This is a genomic window from Thalassotalea sp. LPB0316 (assembly GCF_014898095.1).
GTDB lineage: Bacteria > Pseudomonadota > Gammaproteobacteria > Enterobacterales > Alteromonadaceae > Thalassotalea_G.
Genome location: NZ_CP062946.1, coordinates 470,129 through 489,079, shown reverse-complemented (window position 1 = coordinate 489,079; position 18,951 = coordinate 470,129). Strand labels below are relative to the sequence as shown.

Annotated in this window: 9 protein-coding genes; 5 read left to right on the top strand and 4 right to left on the bottom strand. The window is 41.5% G+C overall.

Annotated elements, in window-relative coordinates; translation table 11 throughout:
• Positions 1 to 30 precede the first annotated feature (30 nt).
• Positions 31 to 2,142 (top strand): elongation factor G, encoded by a 2,112-nt coding sequence (gene fusA / locus LP316_RS02175; protein ID WP_193022465.1) that lies wholly within the window; start codon positions 31 to 33, stop codon positions 2,140 to 2,142.
• A 295-nt stretch (positions 2,143 to 2,437) separates the two neighbouring features.
• Positions 2,438 to 3,622, top strand: coding sequence for an elongation factor Tu (tuf, locus tag LP316_RS02170; protein ID WP_193022464.1), 1,185 nt, complete (start codon positions 2,438 to 2,440; stop codon positions 3,620 to 3,622).
• A gap of 1,007 nt (positions 3,623 to 4,629) precedes the next feature.
• Here the strand turns inward: tuf and LP316_RS02165 are convergent.
• Positions 4,630 to 5,103: a CreA family protein gene (locus LP316_RS02165; protein ID WP_193022463.1), complete on the bottom strand. Its 474-nt coding sequence runs from the start codon at positions 5,101 to 5,103 to the stop codon at positions 4,630 to 4,632.
• A gap of 412 nt (positions 5,104 to 5,515) precedes the next feature.
• Here LP316_RS02165 and LP316_RS02160 point away from each other — a divergent pair, with 412 nt between their 5' ends.
• Entirely contained in the window at positions 5,516 to 7,690 is a 2,175-nt protein-coding gene (locus LP316_RS02160; RefSeq protein WP_193022462.1) for a TonB-dependent receptor family protein, read from the top strand.
• A 78-nt stretch (positions 7,691 to 7,768) separates the two neighbouring features.
• Here the strand turns inward: LP316_RS02160 and rluF are convergent, their stop codons facing one another.
• From rluF to fusA (LP316_RS02145), 3 genes are all read right to left on the bottom strand, one after another.
• A complete protein-coding gene (rluF, locus tag LP316_RS02155; RefSeq protein WP_193022461.1) occupies positions 7,769 to 8,503 on the bottom strand; it encodes a 23S rRNA pseudouridine(2604) synthase RluF in 735 nt (244 codons plus the stop codon).
• Between the two features lie 253 nt (positions 8,504 to 8,756).
• A complete protein-coding gene (locus tag LP316_RS02150) occupies positions 8,757 to 9,953 on the bottom strand; it encodes an IS4 family transposase (protein WP_193020745.1) in 1,197 nt (398 codons plus the stop codon).
• Positions 9,954 to 10,559: 606 nt separating this feature from the next.
• Positions 10,560 to 12,647, bottom strand: a complete 2,088-nt coding sequence (gene fusA / locus LP316_RS02145) for an elongation factor G (protein WP_193022460.1) — start codon at positions 12,645 to 12,647, stop codon at positions 10,560 to 10,562.
• Positions 12,648 to 13,709: 1,062 nt separating this feature from the next.
• Between fusA (LP316_RS02145) and LP316_RS02140 the strand changes: the two genes are divergently transcribed.
• Together LP316_RS02140 and LP316_RS02135 are read left to right on the top strand one after the other, a co-directional pair.
• Complete coding sequence (locus LP316_RS02140; protein ID WP_193022459.1) at positions 13,710 to 18,311, top strand: hypothetical protein; 4,602 nt, start codon at positions 13,710 to 13,712, stop codon at positions 18,309 to 18,311.
• 87 nt (positions 18,312 to 18,398) lie between these two features.
• Positions 18,399 to 18,929, top strand: a complete 531-nt coding sequence (locus LP316_RS02135; RefSeq protein ID WP_193022458.1) for a TonB-dependent receptor plug domain-containing protein — start codon at positions 18,399 to 18,401, stop codon at positions 18,927 to 18,929.
• The last annotated feature ends 22 nt before the right edge of the window (positions 18,930 to 18,951 follow it).

Here is an 18,951-nt window from a genome sequence, read left to right as displayed (position 1 = left end):
AAACCTGGCAGTTAATAAAAGGATAAAATAGTGGCTCGTACAACACCTATTGAGCGTTACCGAAATATTGGTATTTGTGCTCATGTAGATGCAGGTAAAACGACAACAACTGAGCGTGTTTTATTTTACACTGGTCTTTCTCACAAGATCGGTGAGGTTCATGATGGCGCAGCTACCATGGACTGGATGGAGCAAGAGCAGGAACGTGGTATTACGATCACGTCTGCCGCGACCACCTGTTTTTGGAAAGGTATGCAGGGTCAATTTGACGATCACCGCATTAATATCATCGATACTCCTGGTCACGTTGACTTTACCATTGAAGTGGAACGTTCGTTACGTGTGCTAGATGGCGCTGTGTTGGTACTTTGTGCCTCAAGTGGTGTTCAACCGCAAACAGAAACAGTATGGCGTCAAATGGAGAAGTATGAAGTTCCACGTATGGTCTTTGTTAACAAAATGGACCGCATGGGCGCAAATTTCTTAAACGTCGTTGATCAAATTAAAAACCGTTTAGGTGCAACGGCAGTGCCTATGCAGCTAGCAATCGGCAGTGAAGAAGATTTCACTGGCGTTGTCGACTTAATTAAGATGAAAGCTATCAACTGGAATGAAGCCGACCAAGGCATGACCTTCGAATATGAAGAGATTCCAGCTGATATGATGGATGAAGCAGAAGAATGGCGCGAAAACTTAGTGTCAGAAGCTGCAGAAGCCAACGAAGAGCTAATGGAAAAATACCTTGAAGAAGGTGACCTTAGCGAAGAAGAAATCAAAGCAGGTTTACGTCAGCGCACATTAGCCAATGAAATCGTCTTGTGTACTTGTGGTAGTGCTTTTAAGAATAAAGGCGTTCAAGCTGTGCTAGATGCAGTTGTTGAATACTTACCTTCTCCTACCGAAGTTAAGGCAATCACAGGTATTAATGACGATAAAGACGAAACCGAAGGCACCCGCGAAGCTGATGACAATGCACCATTTGCTGCGTTGGCGTTTAAAGTAGCGACTGACCCGTTCGTTGGTACGTTAACGTTCTTCCGTGTGTACTCTGGTGTTGTTAAAACAGGTGATGCTGTTTTTAATCCAGTTAAAGGGAAAAAAGAGCGTTTAGGTCGTATTGTTCAGATGCACTCAAATAACCGTGAAGAGGTGAGTGAAGTTCGAGCTGGCGATATTGCCGCGGCGATTGGCTTAAAAGACGTAACTACAGGTGACACGCTTTGTGATAGCAATAATGTTATTACGTTAGAGCGCATGGAGTTCCCTGAGCCGGTTATTTCGGTTGCGGTTGAGCCAAAAACATTGGCTGACCAAGACAAGATGGGTATCGCGCTAGGCAAGCTAGCAGCGGAAGACCCTTCGTTTAAAGTTGAAACTGATGAAGAATCAGGCCAAACCATTATTTCAGGTATGGGTGAGCTTCACCTTGATATCATTACTGACCGTATGATGCGTGAGTTTAAGGTTGACTGTAATGTCGGTAAACCTCAGGTTGCATATCGTGAAACAATTAAAAAGTCAGTAGAAGTGGAAGGCAAATTTGTTCGACAATCTGGCGGTCGTGGTCAATTTGGTCACGTTTGGTTGAAACTAGAGCCATTGGAAGAAGGCGCAGGTTTTGAATTTGAAAACCAGATTGTTGGCGGTGTTGTGCCAAAAGAGTATATTCCAGCAGTAGAAAAAGGCTGTAAAGAGCAAATGGAATCAGGTGTGTTAGCTTCATACCCGATGCTCGACGTTAAAGTGACATTATTTGATGGTTCATTCCACGATGTTGACTCTAACGAAATGGCGTTTAAAATTGCCGCATCAATGGGCTTTAAAAAGGGCGCAATGGAAGCAGATCCTGTGCTGTTAGAGCCAATGATGAAAGTGGAAGTTACAACACCAGAAGAAAACATGGGTGATGTTGTAGGTGACTTAAACCGTCGCCGAGGCATGATCGATGGTATGGACGAAGGTCCAGCAGGCATGAAGTTAGTGAATGCCATGGTGCCACTAGCGGAAATGTTTGGTTACGCCACCGATTTACGGAGCGCAACCCAAGGTCGAGCATCATACTCAATGGAGTTCTCACATTACAGTGAAGCACCGAAGAATGTTGCTACCAGTATTGTTGAATCACGCGGCGGTTCTTTCTAGGAAGAACCTCGGTTTATACCGATAATTGACTTACTTGTAGGTCAGTTTGTCTTAAAGGCAGTGTCAGTGTTTTTTAGGCAGGCGAGATTTAAGAACTGATGTTTATACTAAGTAGCTATTAGTATTAACTGAACACTGACAACCGCCGAACGGCAGTAAGACAAGTTAGAGCAAGTAGCGGGTTTTTGACAAGGGTATATCCCTTATCTAAAATTAACGGCTAGCCTCTGAGCCTTGTATTAGCGCTGTGAGGAACAAAAAATTAATTAATTGTATATCTTAAGGTACAGAAAAAATGGCTAAAGAAAAATTTGAACGTTCGAAACCGCACGTTAACGTTGGTACTATCGGTCACGTTGACCACGGTAAAACAACTTTAACAGCTGCTATCTCTGCAGTATTAACAAAAACTCACGGTGGTGAAGTTCGTGATTTCGCTCAAATCGATAACGCTCCAGAAGAGCGTGAGCGTGGTATTACAATCAATACTTCTCACATTGAGTACGACACAGAATCACGTCACTACGCACACGTAGACTGTCCTGGTCACGCCGATTACGTTAAAAACATGATCACTGGTGCTGCGCAAATGGACGGCGCAATCTTAGTAGTAGCTGCTACAGATGGTCCAATGCCACAAACACGTGAGCACATCTTATTATCTCGCCAAGTTGGTGTACCTTACATCATTGTTTTCTTAAACAAGTGTGACATGGTAGACGACGAAGAGTTATTAGAATTAGTAGAAATGGAAGTACGTGAGTTACTTTCAGAGTACGACTTCCCAGGTGATGACTTACCAATCATCCAAGGTTCAGCATTAGGCGCACTTAACGGTGAAGCACAATGGGAAGAGAAAATCTTAGAACTTGCTAACGAATTAGACACATACATTCCAGAGCCAGAGCGTGCAATCGACGGTGACTTCATCTTACCAATCGAAGACGTATTCTCAATCCAAGGTCGTGGTACAGTAGTAACAGGTCGTGTAGAGCGCGGTATCATCCGTGTAGGTGACGACGTAGAAATCGTAGGTATCAAAGATACAACAACGACAACATGTACTGGTGTAGAGATGTTCCGCAAGCTTCTTGACGAAGGTCGTGCAGGTGAGAACTGTGGTGTATTATTACGTGGTACTAAGCGTGATGAAGTTCAACGTGGTCAAGTACTTGCTAAGCCAGGTTCAATCACTCCACACACGAAGTTCGAATCAGAAGTTTACGTATTAACAAAAGATGAAGGTGGTCGTCATACACCATTCTTCAAAGGTTACCGTCCACAGTTCTACTTCCGTACAACAGACATCACAGGTGCTGTAGAGTTACCGGAAGGTGTAGAAATGGTAATGCCAGGCGACAACCTTAAGTTTGTTGTTGAGCTAATCAACCCAATCGCGATGGATGAAGGTTTACGCTTCGCTATCCGTGAAGGTGGCCGTACAGTAGGTGCTGGTGTTGTATCTAAGATTCTTGACTAATCTTTGATAACAAACCAAACCTAAAAAAAGAGCACTTCGGTGCTCTTTTTTTGTTTTAGAGGCCAGCTTCACGGTGTTCCGTGATGAGAAAATGCGTTAAGAAAAGAGTCCTAATGGACTGTTTTTAGTAATTTTCACAAGCGCCTCTGGCGCGCAGTTGAGCGGCGTACAGTAGGTGCTGGTGTTGTATCTAAGATTCTTGACTAATCTTTGATAACAAACCAAACCTAAAAAAAGAGCACTTCGGTGCTCTTTTTTGTTTTTAACATATTCGTCATTCCGGCGGTGTTTTAGGCCGGAATCTCTTATTAATAAGACTCGTTGTAACGTCAAGAGATCCTGAGCTCGCTTTGCTCCTCAGGATGACGGCATTGGAGGGGAATTATTGTGTGGTATTCGTCATTCCGGCAGTGTTTTAGGCCGGAATCTCTTGTTAATAAGACTCGTTGTAATGTCAGGAGATCCTGAGCTCGCTTCACTCCTCAGGATGACGACATTGAAGCAGAATGATTTTGTGGTATTCGTCATTCCGGCGGTGTTTTAGGGTGGAATCTTTTGTTGATTAACGCAACGCTCGTTGTAACGTCAGGAGATCCTGAGCTCGCGTCACTTCTCAGGATGACGGCATTGGAGGAGAGTGATTGTGTGGTATTCGTCATTCTGGCGGTGTTTTAGGCCGGAATCCTTTGTTGATAAGACTTGTTGTAACGTCAGGAGATCCTGAGCTCGCTTTGCTCCTCAGGATGACGGCATTGGAGGAGAATGATTGTGTGGTATTCGTCATTCCGGCAGTGTTTTAGGCCGGAATCTCTTGTTAATAAGACTCGTTGTAACGTCAAGAGATCCTGAGCTCGCTTTGCTCCTCAGGATGACGGCATTAGAGGAGAATGATTGTGTGGTATTCGTCATTCCGGCAGTGTTTTAGGCCGGAATCTCTTGTTAATAAGACTCGTTGTAACGTCAGGAGATCCTGAGCTCGCTTCAATCCTCAGGATGACGGTACGTGACTAGGATGACGGTAAGTCAACCGGCGTTATATAAGCTTTTGTGCCAAGGAGTGGTACCGTTGATAAACTATGTTTAAAACTACCTTCGGTTTCTTTGGTGGTATATGAAATATATAAAAGGGTTTGATGTTTGGCATCGTAGATACGCCTAACTTTCATGGTTTTGAAGAAAATACTTTTAGATTTTTTAAACACCACTTCGCCAGAATCACTTTTATCAATTGCGGCAATCATACTCGCCGTTATCTCGCCTGTTTGACGACACGAAATTGAACTGTCACTTGGGTCTGAAAAACTCAGGTCTGCTTCTATCGAGGCAACATGACATGTTACACCAGGAATTTTGTCATCAGTTAATGAGGTTACTTTAATATCTTTTGTAGTAAACATGCCAAGTGATACATCACCTACTTCATTATCCGAACAGCCGGTAATGGCTGCAGCCATTGTCAATGTTAATAAAAATCTTCTCATCGCTTTTCCTTGTTAAACACGATATTGCGCTAATTAATATACCTTTTATTACCCAAGTTGTGGAACTTAAGCACTATTATGCGCAAAGGGCTATTTAACGCGTTGTTGCCAATTTTAGGCTATGCAGAAAAGTAGGGCTACATGCCTTACAACGCGAAAGAAAGGGATACGCCTTAGTTCGAGCCACTATTAATTTATTCCGTCTACGTGGCACAGGACTTACATCTCAATCATTTAATTATTCGACTGGAACGCTCAGTTAAACAGCATGATTAACTACATTTAAATATAACTAATAACCTAAAATTTGATCTTAATCATTAAATAAAATGGAAATGATATTGATTCTCATTAGTAGTTCTGTTTTAATACCGCCAATTTAATAATAAACCTATTTTCTAGTGAGTTAACAATGTCTTTCAACCAAGCATTTAAACCTGCGATTATCGCTACGGCTATTACTGCGGCACTATCTTTTACAGCAGTTGCTGACGATAAAGCTGATGATATTGAGCATTTATCTATTTTTGGTCATACAAATTCTGTTAATGATATTCCAGGTAGTGCTCATCACCTAAATCAAGAAGCGTTAGATCGTTTTGACTACACTGATATCATGCGCACATTAACGGCAGTTCCAGGCGTATATGTACTTGAAGAAGACGGCTACGGCTTGCGCCCGAACGTAGGTATGCGTGGTACAGGCCAAAACCGCAGTGAAAAAGTAACCATTATGGAAGATGGTGTATTGGCAGCACCTGCACCATATGCCGCGCCTTCAGCATACTACTTCCCAACATCTGGCCGTATGGAAAGTGTTGAAGTATTAAAAGGTACTTCTAGTGCGATGTTTGGTCCGCGTACAACAGGTGGTGTAATTAACATGTTGTCTCGCCAAATTCCAACCGAAGATATCGCTGGTCGTCTTGCATTGCAAGCTGGCGAAGATGGCTTTGCCAAAGTACATGGTTATGTTGGTGGTAGCGGTGAGCAAATGAGCTCTGTTGTTGAAGTGTTTCATTATCAAGCAGACGGTTTTAAAGATGTGAACCACAGCAATGCTGATACCGGTTTTAAGAAGAATGATATTTTAGCGAAAGTTAAAGTAAATTCAGATAAGTCAGCTCAGTACTATCAAGAGTTAGAGTTCAAAGTTAAATATGCAGATGAAAGTTCAGATGAAACTTATATGGGCTTAACTCAAGCAGATTTTGACGCAAATCCATACTCGCGTTACTCAGCGTCTCAATTAGACAACATGAGTACGGAACACAAGCAGTTTCAAGTGAACCATAGTATTGATATTTCAAAGCGTTTCACGTTAGGTACGACTGCATACTACAATGACTTTAAGCGTAACTGGTATAAAACCAGTAAAGTTAACGGTATGAGCCTGAGTTCAGGCGGTATTGATGCGGCAGCTGATTTTGATGCTGATCCTACTATTGGAGATCTTGATGTTCAAGTTAAAGCGAATAATCGCGCGTATTTAGCGAAAGGTGTTCAATCGACGTTATTTGCCGACTTAAACGATCATCAAGTAAAAGTGGGTGTTCGTTACCATGAAGATGAAATGGACCGTTTCCAGTGGGTTGATGACTATGTTATTGACCAAAACTACGATATGACTCAAACAGAAGCTGGTGTTCCTGGCACTGATTCTAACCGTATCGACAGTGCAAGCGCACTTGCTATTTTTGTGCACGACGAATACACAATTAATGACTTTGTTATTAATGCAGGTTTGCGTTACGAAGATATGACGATTGAGCGCAATGACTGGGGCAAGTCTGATCCTGGCCGCACAGCTACACCTTCACACAAGAAAAACGATACTGATGTTTGGTTACCGTCTTTAGCGTTAACTTATAAGCTAAATCAAGATGTTGTTTTACTTGGTGGTATTCAAAAAGGCTTCGCGCCACCTGCTCCGGGTAATGAATCTGCAGAGAGCGAAAAGAGTGTTAACTACGAGTTAGGCTTGCGCTTTAACCAAGACAACATCAGTGCTGAAGCGATTGCATTTTACTCTGACTACTCAAATATGCATGGCAACTGTACTGCTAGCCAAGGTTGTGACGATGACAATATCGGCAACCAGTACAACGCTGGTGAAGTTGATGTAAAAGGTTTTGAGTTAAAAGCGGGCTATGTTGCTGACTTAGGTAAGATGGCAATGCCGGTAGATTTAACCTATACCTACACTAGCACAGAATTCAAGAATGACTTCTCGTCAGATCTTGATACTTGGGGCGATGTAGTCGCGGGTGACGAAATGCCGTATGTCCCTGAGAATCAATTACAACTAACAGTTGGTTTAGAAGGCGACAACTGGCGTAGTGATTTATTAGTGCGTTACATGGGTAAAATGCGCGTAGAAGCTGGCCAAGGTAGCTATACAGAGGAAGATATCGACAGTCGCACAGTCGTCGATTTTGCCGCTCACTATGCATTTGCTAAAAATCAACAAGTGACCTTCAATATTGATAACTTACTTGATGAAGAATACGTGACAAGTAAAACGCATGGTTCAATTATGGTGGGTAAACCACGTACAATGACAGTTGGTTATAGATACGAGTTTTAATTAGTATCGCTAACCCAAGAAAAAACCGCCAATCGGCGGTTTTTTTATGTACTTACTTTAATAGGCTAAATCATAACCTTAATCAGCAGTCTTTTTTGAGTGCTTGACGGCAGAATTAATCTCTTTCATTTCTTCATCAGTTAGATCACGCCATTGACCAGGGCGTAAACCAGCAATTGATACATTCATAATACGCGTGCGTTTAAGCTTTTTCACGTCATAACCTAAGTATTCACACATGCGTCGAATTTGCCGATTAAGGCCTTGGGTTAGCACTATGCGAAAGACAAACTTACTTTGCATAGTCACCTTACAGGGCTTAGTTATTGTGCCTAAAATAGGTACGCCACGTGACATGCGAGAAACAAAGCGTTCACTAATTGGCTTATCTACCGTTACTACATATTCTTTTTCATGGGCGTTTTCTGCCCTGAGGATCTTATTGACAATATCACCGTCACTAGTCAGGAAAATTAAGCCCTCAGACGGTTTATCTATACGGCCAATTGGAAATATGCGTTGTTTGTGGTTGATTGCATCAATAATATTACCTTTTACGTGTCTCTCTGTCGTACAGGTGATACCAATCGGTTTGTTATAAGCGATATAGACGCGATCAGATTTGTTACTCGGCATTGCATTAATAGCTTTACCATCTACAGCGACTTTATCCTCCGGCATCACTTTAGTGCCGAGCTCAGGCACTTTACCGTTAATCGTTACTCTGTTGGCCGAAATTAGTTTGTCTGCCTCGCGGCGCGAGCAAAAACCAGATTCGCTGATAAATTTATTGAGTCGTTTCGGTTCTGTCATGGTAGATAAAGTCGCGAAAAAATAAGCACAATTATATCAAGCCAGTAAAACGAAAAGACAGCTATTTCTTTAGGGATGTAAGGACCTGTTAATTTTGAGTATTAAAAAAGCCACCACATGGACTAATGCCGATTAGTTAAGTCAGAAAATAAGATACCGGCCTTCGCCGGTATGACGATGAGGCGTCATTCCGACGAAGGTCTGTATCTACAAAGATCATTTTGGGGTCAGAGTCTGAGGGATCCCCACAAATTTAAGCATCGCAAGTATTCCAGTAGGATATAACGCGATTTATTTGCTCAAAGGCCAGCCGAACTAAGGCTTTTGAGCACTTAAACCGCTTATCTCTTATCAGTCTTCGTCCAAGAAACGACAAGGACAATACGCGTTTATTACGTGTAGTGTTTGCTTGGTACCGTCTCGCAACTCGGCTAATCTCACCACAAACACCCACTATAATCGATAACCAATGAGCAATAGTTGTTAGCAATAATAGGTTGTTGAGTCTATGAGTTTTGTAGCTAAGGTGTAAGTTTAAACTAAAGCCATAGCGCTCACTTTTTACATCTCTAAACGCCTCTTCTTCCTGCATCCGTGTTTTATAAAGCTCAACAATACGCTTTGCTGTGTTTGAAGATGTTATGAGGGATGTAGCTAGTACCCAGGGCTCTCGCCCACTTTTAGCATGTTGTTTAGCAAGCTTACTTTTCCGAGGTAGCCCTTCATTATTCAATGATTTACGACCTTTAGATTTACTTTTATAAACAACAACGTTAACTGCTAATGGGTTAGTTTTAGTTATGTGTCCAATGAAGTATTTTGGTGTCGGTGTTGCAATTTCATGTAGCTTACTAATGTGCAACCATTGATTACCGGTGCAATTATAATAATTATTGCCACGTATACGTCCGATAAAATCCCAACCCAATTTGAGAATTTGTTTAAACCAAGGCACTTTAAAACCGCCATCTGTTACAATGACTGGTCTACAGCACGCAGGTAGTACTTGTGCAAGCGAGATTAAAAACGCTTTATGAGTCGCAGGCTTTTCCTTAGTAGCCATGCCGTGCACCTCTTCATAGACCGTAATACTACGACCATCCAAAGCAACAGATGCTCGAATTAGAAAATTACGCTTGCGATTATCTAAGTCTGACCAATCAACTTGAATGAGCGGGCGACTATAGGGAGATATGTGCAACGAAGTCATTTCCCTATATATATCAACACGTTCTCTATACAGATGCGCATTGGAGAGTAGTCTGTCAGCACGCTTAATTGAATGCTTTTCATAGGCACAACTATCAATACCACGTCCAATTGATGTCACGGTCGCAAAACTATCGAGTAGTAAGCTATCGACACAGCTTTTAATAGCCATTCGGCGCTTGGCGTGAATATTATTAGTGATCTTTAAAAAGGTTTGCTGCAAACTAGTGGTAACTTTCATGTGTGGTTATGGCTTTTCTTTTTGGCGATTGATCAGATCATCAACCGCCATGAAAGTTCCAAATTTTTAAAATAATATAACTGTTTGAAAAAATTAAATTATTTGTGGGGATGGCTCAGGGTCAGAGTCAAATGACTCTGACCCCCTATAAATATTACTTCTTATTAACACGATCTTTAACCGACGAAGTCGTCCCAGACTTGTTCTGGGATCTCCTTTTTGTAGGCAGAGGTTTATGCATAGTGGCTGATAATCCCGCTCAACATATTGCGGAAATGACGTACATGGATAAACTAATTCTCCTGGCTCATGGATGAACAGGAGTGGTGAGGTCTTTTATTTGGGCTAAAAACAAGAAACCCGTAACAAGTGCGGGTTTCTAATAAAGCTTATTAACTTTTTAAGTTAATTACTTCTTAGCGTTGCGCTCTTTAACCGACGAAGTCGTCCCAGACTTGTTCTGGGATCTCCATTTTGTAGGCAGAGGTTTATGTATAGTGGCTGAGAATGCCGCTTAACACATTGCCTGAATGGCATCTGTTGCTTGAGCTAAAAACAAAAAACCCGTCACATGGACGGGTTTTTAAACGTTACTTTAGCAAAGAATTACTTCTTCTCTTTACGCTCTTTAACTTCAGCGATAACTTGGTCAGCTACGTTTTGTGGTGCAGCTGCGTAGTGGCTGAATTCCATAGAGAATTGACCACGACCTGAAGTGATTGTACGTAAGTGACCGATGTAACCAAACATCTCAGAAAGTGGTACGTCACCTTTGATGCGAACACCAGTAGTACCAGCTTCTTGGTCTTTGATCATACCACGACGACGGTTAAGGTCACCGATTACGTCACCAACGTTGTCTTCTGGCGTGAATACGTCAACTTTCATGATTGGCTCAAGAAGTTGTGCACCAGCTTTTGGCATTGATTGACGGAATGCGCCTTTAGCAGCGATTTCGAACGCAACTGCTGAAGAGTCAACCGCGTGGTAGCCACCGTCGAATAGTTCGATTTCAACGTCTAATACAGGGAAGCCAGCAACTGGACCTTCTTCCATCATACCAGCGAAACCTTTTTCGATTGCTGGGAAGAATTCTTTAGGAACGTTACCACCAACAACGGTTGAAGTGAACTTGAAGCCAGAGTTTGGCTCGCCTGGCTTGATGCGGTAGTCGATCTTACCGAACTGACCAGAACCACCAGATTGTTTCTTATGCGTGTAAGAATCTTCAATCTCTTGAGTGATTGTTTCACGGTATGCTACTTGTGGCTTACCAACAACTAAGTCAACACCGTAAGTACGCTTAAGGATGTCTACTTTGATGTCTAAGTGAAGTTCACCCATACCTTTAAGGATGGTTTCACCTGAATCTTCGTCAGTTTCAACTTGGAACGTTGGATCTTCTGCAACCATCTTACCGATAGCAATACCCATCTTCTCAGCACCACCTTTCTCTTTTGGTGCTACAGCAATTGAGATTACTGGCTCAGGGAATACCATTGCTTCAAGTGTACAAGGGTTCTTAACATCACATAAAGTGTGACCCGTTTGAACGTTCTTCATACCCACGATAGCGATGATGTCACCCGCTTGTGCTTCAGAAAGCTCAGTACGGTCTTCTGCTTGCATCTCAACCATACGGCCAACACGCTCAGTTTTACCTGTGAATGAGTTAAGGATAGTGTCACCTTTCTTAATACGACCTGAGTAGATACGTACGAAAGTAAGAGCACCGAAACGGTCATCCATAATTTTGAACGCTAATGCACGGAACGGCTCTTCAGCGTCAACTAATGCGAATTCACCAGTAGGTTCACCTTCTTCGTCAGTTAACGGTTGCGGTGGAACTTCAGTTGGTGATGGTAAGTAGTCAACAACAGCGTCTAATAATAACTGCATACCTTTGTTCTTGAATGCAGAACCACAGTATGTAGGGAAGAATAATAATTCGTTAGTACCTTTACGGATACACGCTTTGATTTGCTCTTCTGTTGGGTCTAACTCGCCTTCTAAGTATTCCATTAATAAATCTTCGTCTGCTTCTAATGCAGTCTCGATTAACATTTCACGGTACTCAGCAGCTTGGTCAACTAAATCAGCTGGAATGTCTGTGATTTCGTAGTTTTCAGGTTGGCCTGAATCGTCCCATACGTATGCTTTTTGAGATAATACGTCAACAACACCTACGAAGTTGTCTTCTTCACCGATTGGTAAAGTCATAACAAGTGGGTTAGCACCTAATACGTTCTTAACTTGCTCTTTAACGCGGAAGAAGTTAGCACCTAAACGGTCTAATTTGTTTACGAAGATTAAACGAGCAACTTTAGATTCGTTAGCGTAACGCCAGTTAGTTTCTGATTGCGGCTCAACACCACCAGAACCACAGAATACACCAATACCACCGTCAAGAACTTTTAATGAACGGTATACTTCAACTGTGAAGTCAACGTGACCAGGAGTGTCGATTACGTTGAAACGGTGGTTTTTCCATTGACACGTAACAGCAGCAGACTGGATAGTGATACCGCGCTCAGCTTCCTGTTCCATGAAGTCAGTTGTTGACTCACCGTCATGTACTTCACCAATCTTATGGATCATACCTGTAAGTTTTAGGATACGCTCGGTTGTCGTGGTTTTACCAGCATCAACGTGAGCGAAGATACCAATATTTCTGTATTTTGATAAATCTGCCATTGTATTACTCTATGTAAGTGTTAGTGATTAAAAACCGCGCGAGTATACCAGAACTTTCGATAGATCTACAGTAAGAAGAATTACTTTATCGAGAAATAATTGTTTTGGCTTTGAATCAGGCGCGGAACAAACCTTATTAGTTAGACCATTATACCAAGTGAATTAAATATTTAATCACTCAGCGAGATTTAAAAGGCTTTTAGGCAAGGCTTTGATTGCCGATAATGGTTATTCCCTTATCAAAATCAGTAACGAAGGATAAAAGCCTTTTAAACTCGCCCTTGGGAGCTCGTCAGAAAAGTGAGAATTTCACAAATTTACTTGATGTAGAATGCTACACCTGCATAAATTTCTTTTATTCTAACTTCCCTGACGTAGCTCTGAGTCGGTCAAATATTTATTTCAATTGGTATTGTAGTGGATCATCAGCGAAACGAGGTATTAGGTTTTTTATCAACAGTGATATTTTTCCTGCTATTTATCACAATTTTTTTAATCAACTCACTAAAGCTTTTCTTTATATAAAGGTAGGTACTATTCGTCGTGCTTATAATAAGCAGATTTCGATTTTTACCTTTGAGTCTCATTCTACCCACGCCAAAGCGCAAATGTTAATGACGAATTACACCTTATTAACAAGATATAAACAATCAGATCAGACAGGTAACAAAGTCATTGTCGCAATAAACGTAAAAATGTAACCGAAGTAAATTTTTCAAACGTCGTGATGTTACGTTTTATTACATTTTACCTCGTTATTTTAGTTGATGGTTTTTGTTTTAAGATATTGTTTTTATTGGTTTTTGTTTTTTGTTTTATCGTTTCTTTAACTTTTGTAAACACCTGTCTTTGAGCCCGAAATCTTTACATGTCTTTACAGCTTTGTAACCACAAGTGTGTAAATTGTATGCAATGGGAGGGGTTTATTTAATTGCATATGTCAGCAGTTTGATCATGACCTTCAATCGTTATTAGTGTGAGCAATAAAAGTAGTTTTTTTAGTGGGCACATTAATAACAAAAAATAAGTAGAACTGTATAAATATAAACAGGGGAAATTTTCATGACAGATCAGATAAAACAAAAAAGGTTTGGCAAATCGAAAATAGCTACGTTGTGTCAACTTGCCATCTTTGGTAGCGCAGCGTTAACTACGTCGGTTTCAGCTCAAGAAACAAATCAAGTCGCACCATTAGCTGTGTTAATGCAATCGGCGACACAAGTTGATAACTCAGTAGTTAAAGACTTATTAAATGTTTCAATGCAAGAAGAGCAAGTAGTTGCATCAACAGTTACTAGTATCGAAGCGATTGAAATTAATAACACTGAAGACATTGACGCCGGTACTGGCGTTGCAATTCAGGGTGAAAACGAAGGCGATATCACCATTACTAACTCGGGTATGTTAGCGGGTTCAGTAGGTATTGAAGCTGATTCAGAAATCGGTGATGTTAGCGTTGTAAACACGGGTGATATTGAAGCAGGTACAGGTATTTCGGTCGTTACAAGCGATTGGGATAAAGACCGTTCTACTTTAAATGACACAGAAACAGCTATCCGTTGGACTGGCGGTCGTCAATACGCGTTATACGATATGGAAGGTAACGCGCTTTACAATGATTGGGGCGGACGTGAATACGGTATTACATATCACACAGAAAACTACTATGTAGTGAGTAAGCTTGAGTCTGATACATCAGATGCGACAATTTCTATTGAAAACTCAGGTAACATTACATTCTCTGAAGAAGCAGGTATTGAAGCGCGTAACCAAACAGGCGCAAGCATTACCATTGACAACTCAGGTGATATTTCAGTTGCTGCTGATGCTGAAGGTGATGCCAAAGTAGGTATTCTTGCTGATGTATCTAATACGTATAACTATAATACCGACGTAGTTATTGGTGAGGAATATGTACACACTGAAGAAGAGCTAATTATCAATGAATTTGATCAGTTAGTTGAGGTAGTTACTGAAGGTGTAAAAAGAACAAAAATCGAAATTGATGACAAAATGGCAGATGCTGGTGATATCACTATCACTAACTCAGGCGATTTAGACTTAGCATCAGTTAATGGTTCAATCGGTATTCGTGCGGTTGGCAATGGCGACACTAACATTGAAAACTCTGGCCATATTTCTGTTGGCCAAGGCTTTATCGCTCGCGACGAAATCACAGGTCTTCGTTTTGACCGCACTTCGGCGGGTATTCAGCTTATTTCTGAAGGTGGCGTTAATGTTGAAAACAGCGGCACTATTGAAATTGGTAATTTATCATCGGGTATTGAGTTTAGACACGCGAGTGACTACAGCCCAGATAAATTTATCGATGGTGGTGATATCAACATCATCAACAGTGGCGATATCTCTGGCGGCTTAACTCAAGACGAAGTAGCCAACGGTGAATCTAGCGAGCTGTGGGAAAACGATCAAATCAAAAACAAAGCACATGGTATTAAAATTTACGCCATGGGTAACAATGCGCCAGGCAATGCTTTCTACTCTTTCTACGGTGATTTAATCGATAGCTACAACGATTACCTAAAAGAGGTCATCCCAGATATTACCGATGATCAGTTAATTTATAACTATATGGGTAAGTTGGCAGAAGGTACAAAAGAATACAATGTCAACGCAACTAACACAGGTAACATTGAGTTAGCAGACGGTGGCCGTGGTATCGATATTGTTTCGCTTACAGGTCAAACGAATGCGATTAACAATGGCACAATTACCGTAGGTGATGGTGCAACCGATATGGATAACAACTTCAAACATCGCAGTGCCGGTATTTATCAAAACACCATTTCTACTGGTACAGGTTTCGCTGATTTATACAGCTTAAACGATGTTGACGGTATCATTACAACTGGCGATGACGCTGTTGGTATTATGCACCAAGGTGGTGTAACGAATAGTGTTGTTGTCAACAAAGGTAGTATTTCTATTGGCAACGGTCTTGTTCAAGAAGACTACTTGCCAGGTGGTTACTTCGGCGGTAGCGAAGAGCCGTTCGATAAGCTATCTCGCTCTTACGGTATTCGTTCAACAGCATCTGGCCAAGGCAAATTTACTGAAGTTTCAAACGAAGGCAGTATTACAACTGGCGACTTAACCGTAGGTGTTTACGCGAAATCAGCAAGTTACATGGCTTATATTTCACCTTATAAGTTAACAGGTAACATCAAGCAATCAGGCATAGTAAGTAACACGGGTATTATTGAAACAGGTGATAACTCGTCTGGTATTATTCACCGTGGTAACCGTATTAGCACTTATAACGGTGGCGACATTACGATTGGTGATAACGACCTATCTAACTACACTGTTGATGATTACGTTCAAACCCATGTATGGATTAAAAACAACGGTAAAGGTATTACCTCTTATACATCAGGTGCATACGGTGATAACTTCCAATTACCAGGCTCATCTTACGTGCTAAACAACGGTACGGTAACTACTGGTCAAAATACAACGGGTATTTATGCATACGCTTCAGCTAACTCTTCACATAATGTAGTAATACAAATGGAAGATGGCGTCATTAACACGGGTGATAACTCAGTTGGTATTGCTATGCTTGGTGAGTCGGGCTACAGCTATGTCTCTAACGACGGTACAATCAGCACAGGTGACAACTCAGTTGGTATTCATGCAGAAAGCTTTGGCTTCCTTTATACCGATTGGAGTACTTACCCAGCAACTAAAAGCGCTGTTCCTGCAACAGTTGTAATCGGCAATGCTGGCACAATCGAAACAGGTGATAACTCAGTTGGTGTCTACGTAAACACTGTAGGCCAAATTACTGATACTCAGTACGATTGGAGTACTTACCCTGCGACTAAGAACTATGTTGATTACGACTCTGTTGGTATCGCATCGTTTACTAACACCGGTGAAATCCGTGTAGGCGCAAACTCTACAGCGATCATGATGTCTGGTGATACGAACTTCTACCAAATGCAAGATGGCACGCCTTACTTAGATGAAAATGGTCAGCCGATCAAAATGCCAAACCTAATTAACGAAGGTACTATCTCTGCTACCCAAGGTATCGCAATTAGCCTAAATGCTGACAATGATCTTGATTCAACTATCTACAATGGCGGTGTGATTTCAGGTGATATCATCATGGGTGGTGGTAATAACCGACTATTACACGCTAACTCTTATGATTTAGAAGGTAATTTAACTAACAACGGCCTGATCACGCTACATAACAACATGATTGATATGGGTGCAGGTGACAACGTAATTGAAATCAACAATGCGCAAATCAACTTCTACGGTGGCAACAACAATATTTACAATGCTACGGTAAATGCTACTGCTGCAACCTTTAACTCAGTGAATAACAAAGTAGGTGATACTTTAACGATTCACGGTGATATTTCTGGTGACTTCCAGTTAGCGGTTGACGTATCGAATACTGCAACTGACTCAATGGTTGTTACGGGTGATATTGCACAAGGTACTCAAGTTGGCGTTACCTTAAATGCTGCTGAGCAGTTAAAAGGTGAGGTTTCTTGGAACCTAACATCGACTAGCAACACAACGGGTGGCGCAGCCGTATTAAGTACAGACGCAAGCACGGGTGATGCAATTATCACTATTGAAGGCGAAAACGGCATCGAAACAATCACGTTAGATGGCTTAACAGGTGATTTTGGTGATACCGTTCAAAAAGCTGAGTTAGTACTTGATGAAGCGACTGGTGAGTGGGTATTAAATGCTACATTCGGTTTAAGTCACTTCGGTACAGCAGCTATCTCTAGCAACATCGTTATGCAAGACTGGTGGAGCCAATCAATTAACAACACTAAACACGGTGTTGCTTCAGTTGCTAACGCGCAAGAAGGCTTCTCTGGCTGGGCAGCAGTATTCAACCAAGAAGGCACAGTAACGCCTAACTCTAGCATTCAAGACTTAAGTTTTGATGAAAGACTTTCAGGTATGCAAGCTGGTTTACTATGGACGAAGAAGTTCGGTGAAAGTGCATTGAACGTTAATCCATTCGTTGCTGTTGGTAAAGGTCGTGCATTAATGAATGCCAACGACAGCTCTGTTGATTCAGATATGACTGCTTACGGTATTACGTTCAACTACCAACACGCTCAAGGTCTATTCGTTGATGCGGGTTACCAAAAAGTAAACAGTGACAACAAAGTTAAAGTTGCGTTAGTTGCAGAAGCGCCTCGTGGCGAAACTGATGGTGAAGCAACAGGTTACACTGCTGGTATTGGTTACAACTTCAAAACTGAAAGCGGCTTAGTAGTAGCACCTCAAGCACACTACCAGTCAATTGAATCTTCTTTAGATAACTTCATGTCTAGCGACGAGTTACACGATGTTTCAAACATTGAAGGTGAAATGACGCGCTTAACAGCAGGTTTCACTGTGTCGAAAACATTCAACACAGACTCAGGTATCGTTACACCGAGCCTAGCTATCAATTACTTAGATGTAACAGATGGCTTCAGCAGCTTGATCACAAACGATGTGGACTTTGATGCAGACGTAATCGGTTCTGGTTACCAAGCTGAATTTGGTCTTCAAGGTACGATGAACAACTGGCAATTCGGTACAGCTCTAAGTGTTTCTAAAACAGACGTTTACGAGCAAGCTATTAGCACAAGTTTCAACGTGCAATATAGCTGGTAATTCTACCTAGTAAGGAGGGGAAGCTTCCCCTCCTTATTATCAATTGAATTATAAGAATAAAAATACTGGTTTATCCGGAGAGATATCATGAAAAAAAACAAGCTTTACCAATGTATATCTATAGGCTTGTTGTCTTCTGCTCTTGTACTTCCAAGTTATGCTGCAGAAAGCAATGAAACAGTCGCTGTTGAAAAGCAAGCGAAAAATGAAAAAGAAAAAGAAGCCGACACAAAGAAAATCGAAAAAATTACTGTAACAGGCTCATTTATTCCACGTGAAGAATACAGTGATATGTCACCACTTGTGGTTATCACTGCTGAAGAAATGGAAAAAAATGGTCTATTAACGCTTGAAGATGTTGTTGGCAGTTTATCGGCTAACTCAGGTTACTCTGAAGGCTCTTCAGGTAACGTGCTTAGTGGCTTCACTACAGGTGCTTCGGAAGTTAACTTCCGTGGTTTAGGTGCTGGTCGTACGCTCGTGTTAGTTAATGGTCAGCGCGTTGCTGATTATCCATTGCCATTTGGTGGTGAGCAAAACGGTGTTGACTTAGGCGCTATCCCTTATTCGGCAATTGCTCGCGTTGAGTATTTATCAACAGGTGCCTCAGCAATCTAAGGCTCAGACGCGATTGGTGGTG

Excerpts from the sequence above, each read along its gene's own strand:
- LP316_RS02150 (WP_193020745.1), bottom strand. The coding sequence starts at position 9,953 with ATGAAAGTTACCACTAGTTTGCAGCAAACCTTTTTAAAGATCACTAAT.
- fusA (WP_193022460.1), bottom strand. The coding sequence starts at position 12,647 with ATGGCAGATTTATCAAAATACAGAAATATTGGTATCTTCGCTCACGTT.
- rluF (WP_193022461.1), bottom strand. The coding sequence starts at position 8,503 with ATGACAGAACCGAAACGACTCAATAAATTTATCAGCGAATCTGGTTTT.
- tuf (WP_193022464.1), top strand. The coding sequence starts at position 2,438 with ATGGCTAAAGAAAAATTTGAACGTTCGAAACCGCACGTTAACGTTGGT.
- LP316_RS02140 (WP_193022459.1), top strand. The coding sequence starts at position 13,710 with ATGACAGATCAGATAAAACAAAAAAGGTTTGGCAAATCGAAAATAGCT.
- LP316_RS02135 (WP_193022458.1), top strand. The coding sequence starts at position 18,399 with ATGAAAAAAAACAAGCTTTACCAATGTATATCTATAGGCTTGTTGTCT.
- LP316_RS02165 (WP_193022463.1), bottom strand. The coding sequence starts at position 5,103 with ATGAGAAGATTTTTATTAACATTGACAATGGCTGCAGCCATTACCGGC.
- LP316_RS02160 (WP_193022462.1), top strand. The coding sequence starts at position 5,516 with ATGTCTTTCAACCAAGCATTTAAACCTGCGATTATCGCTACGGCTATT.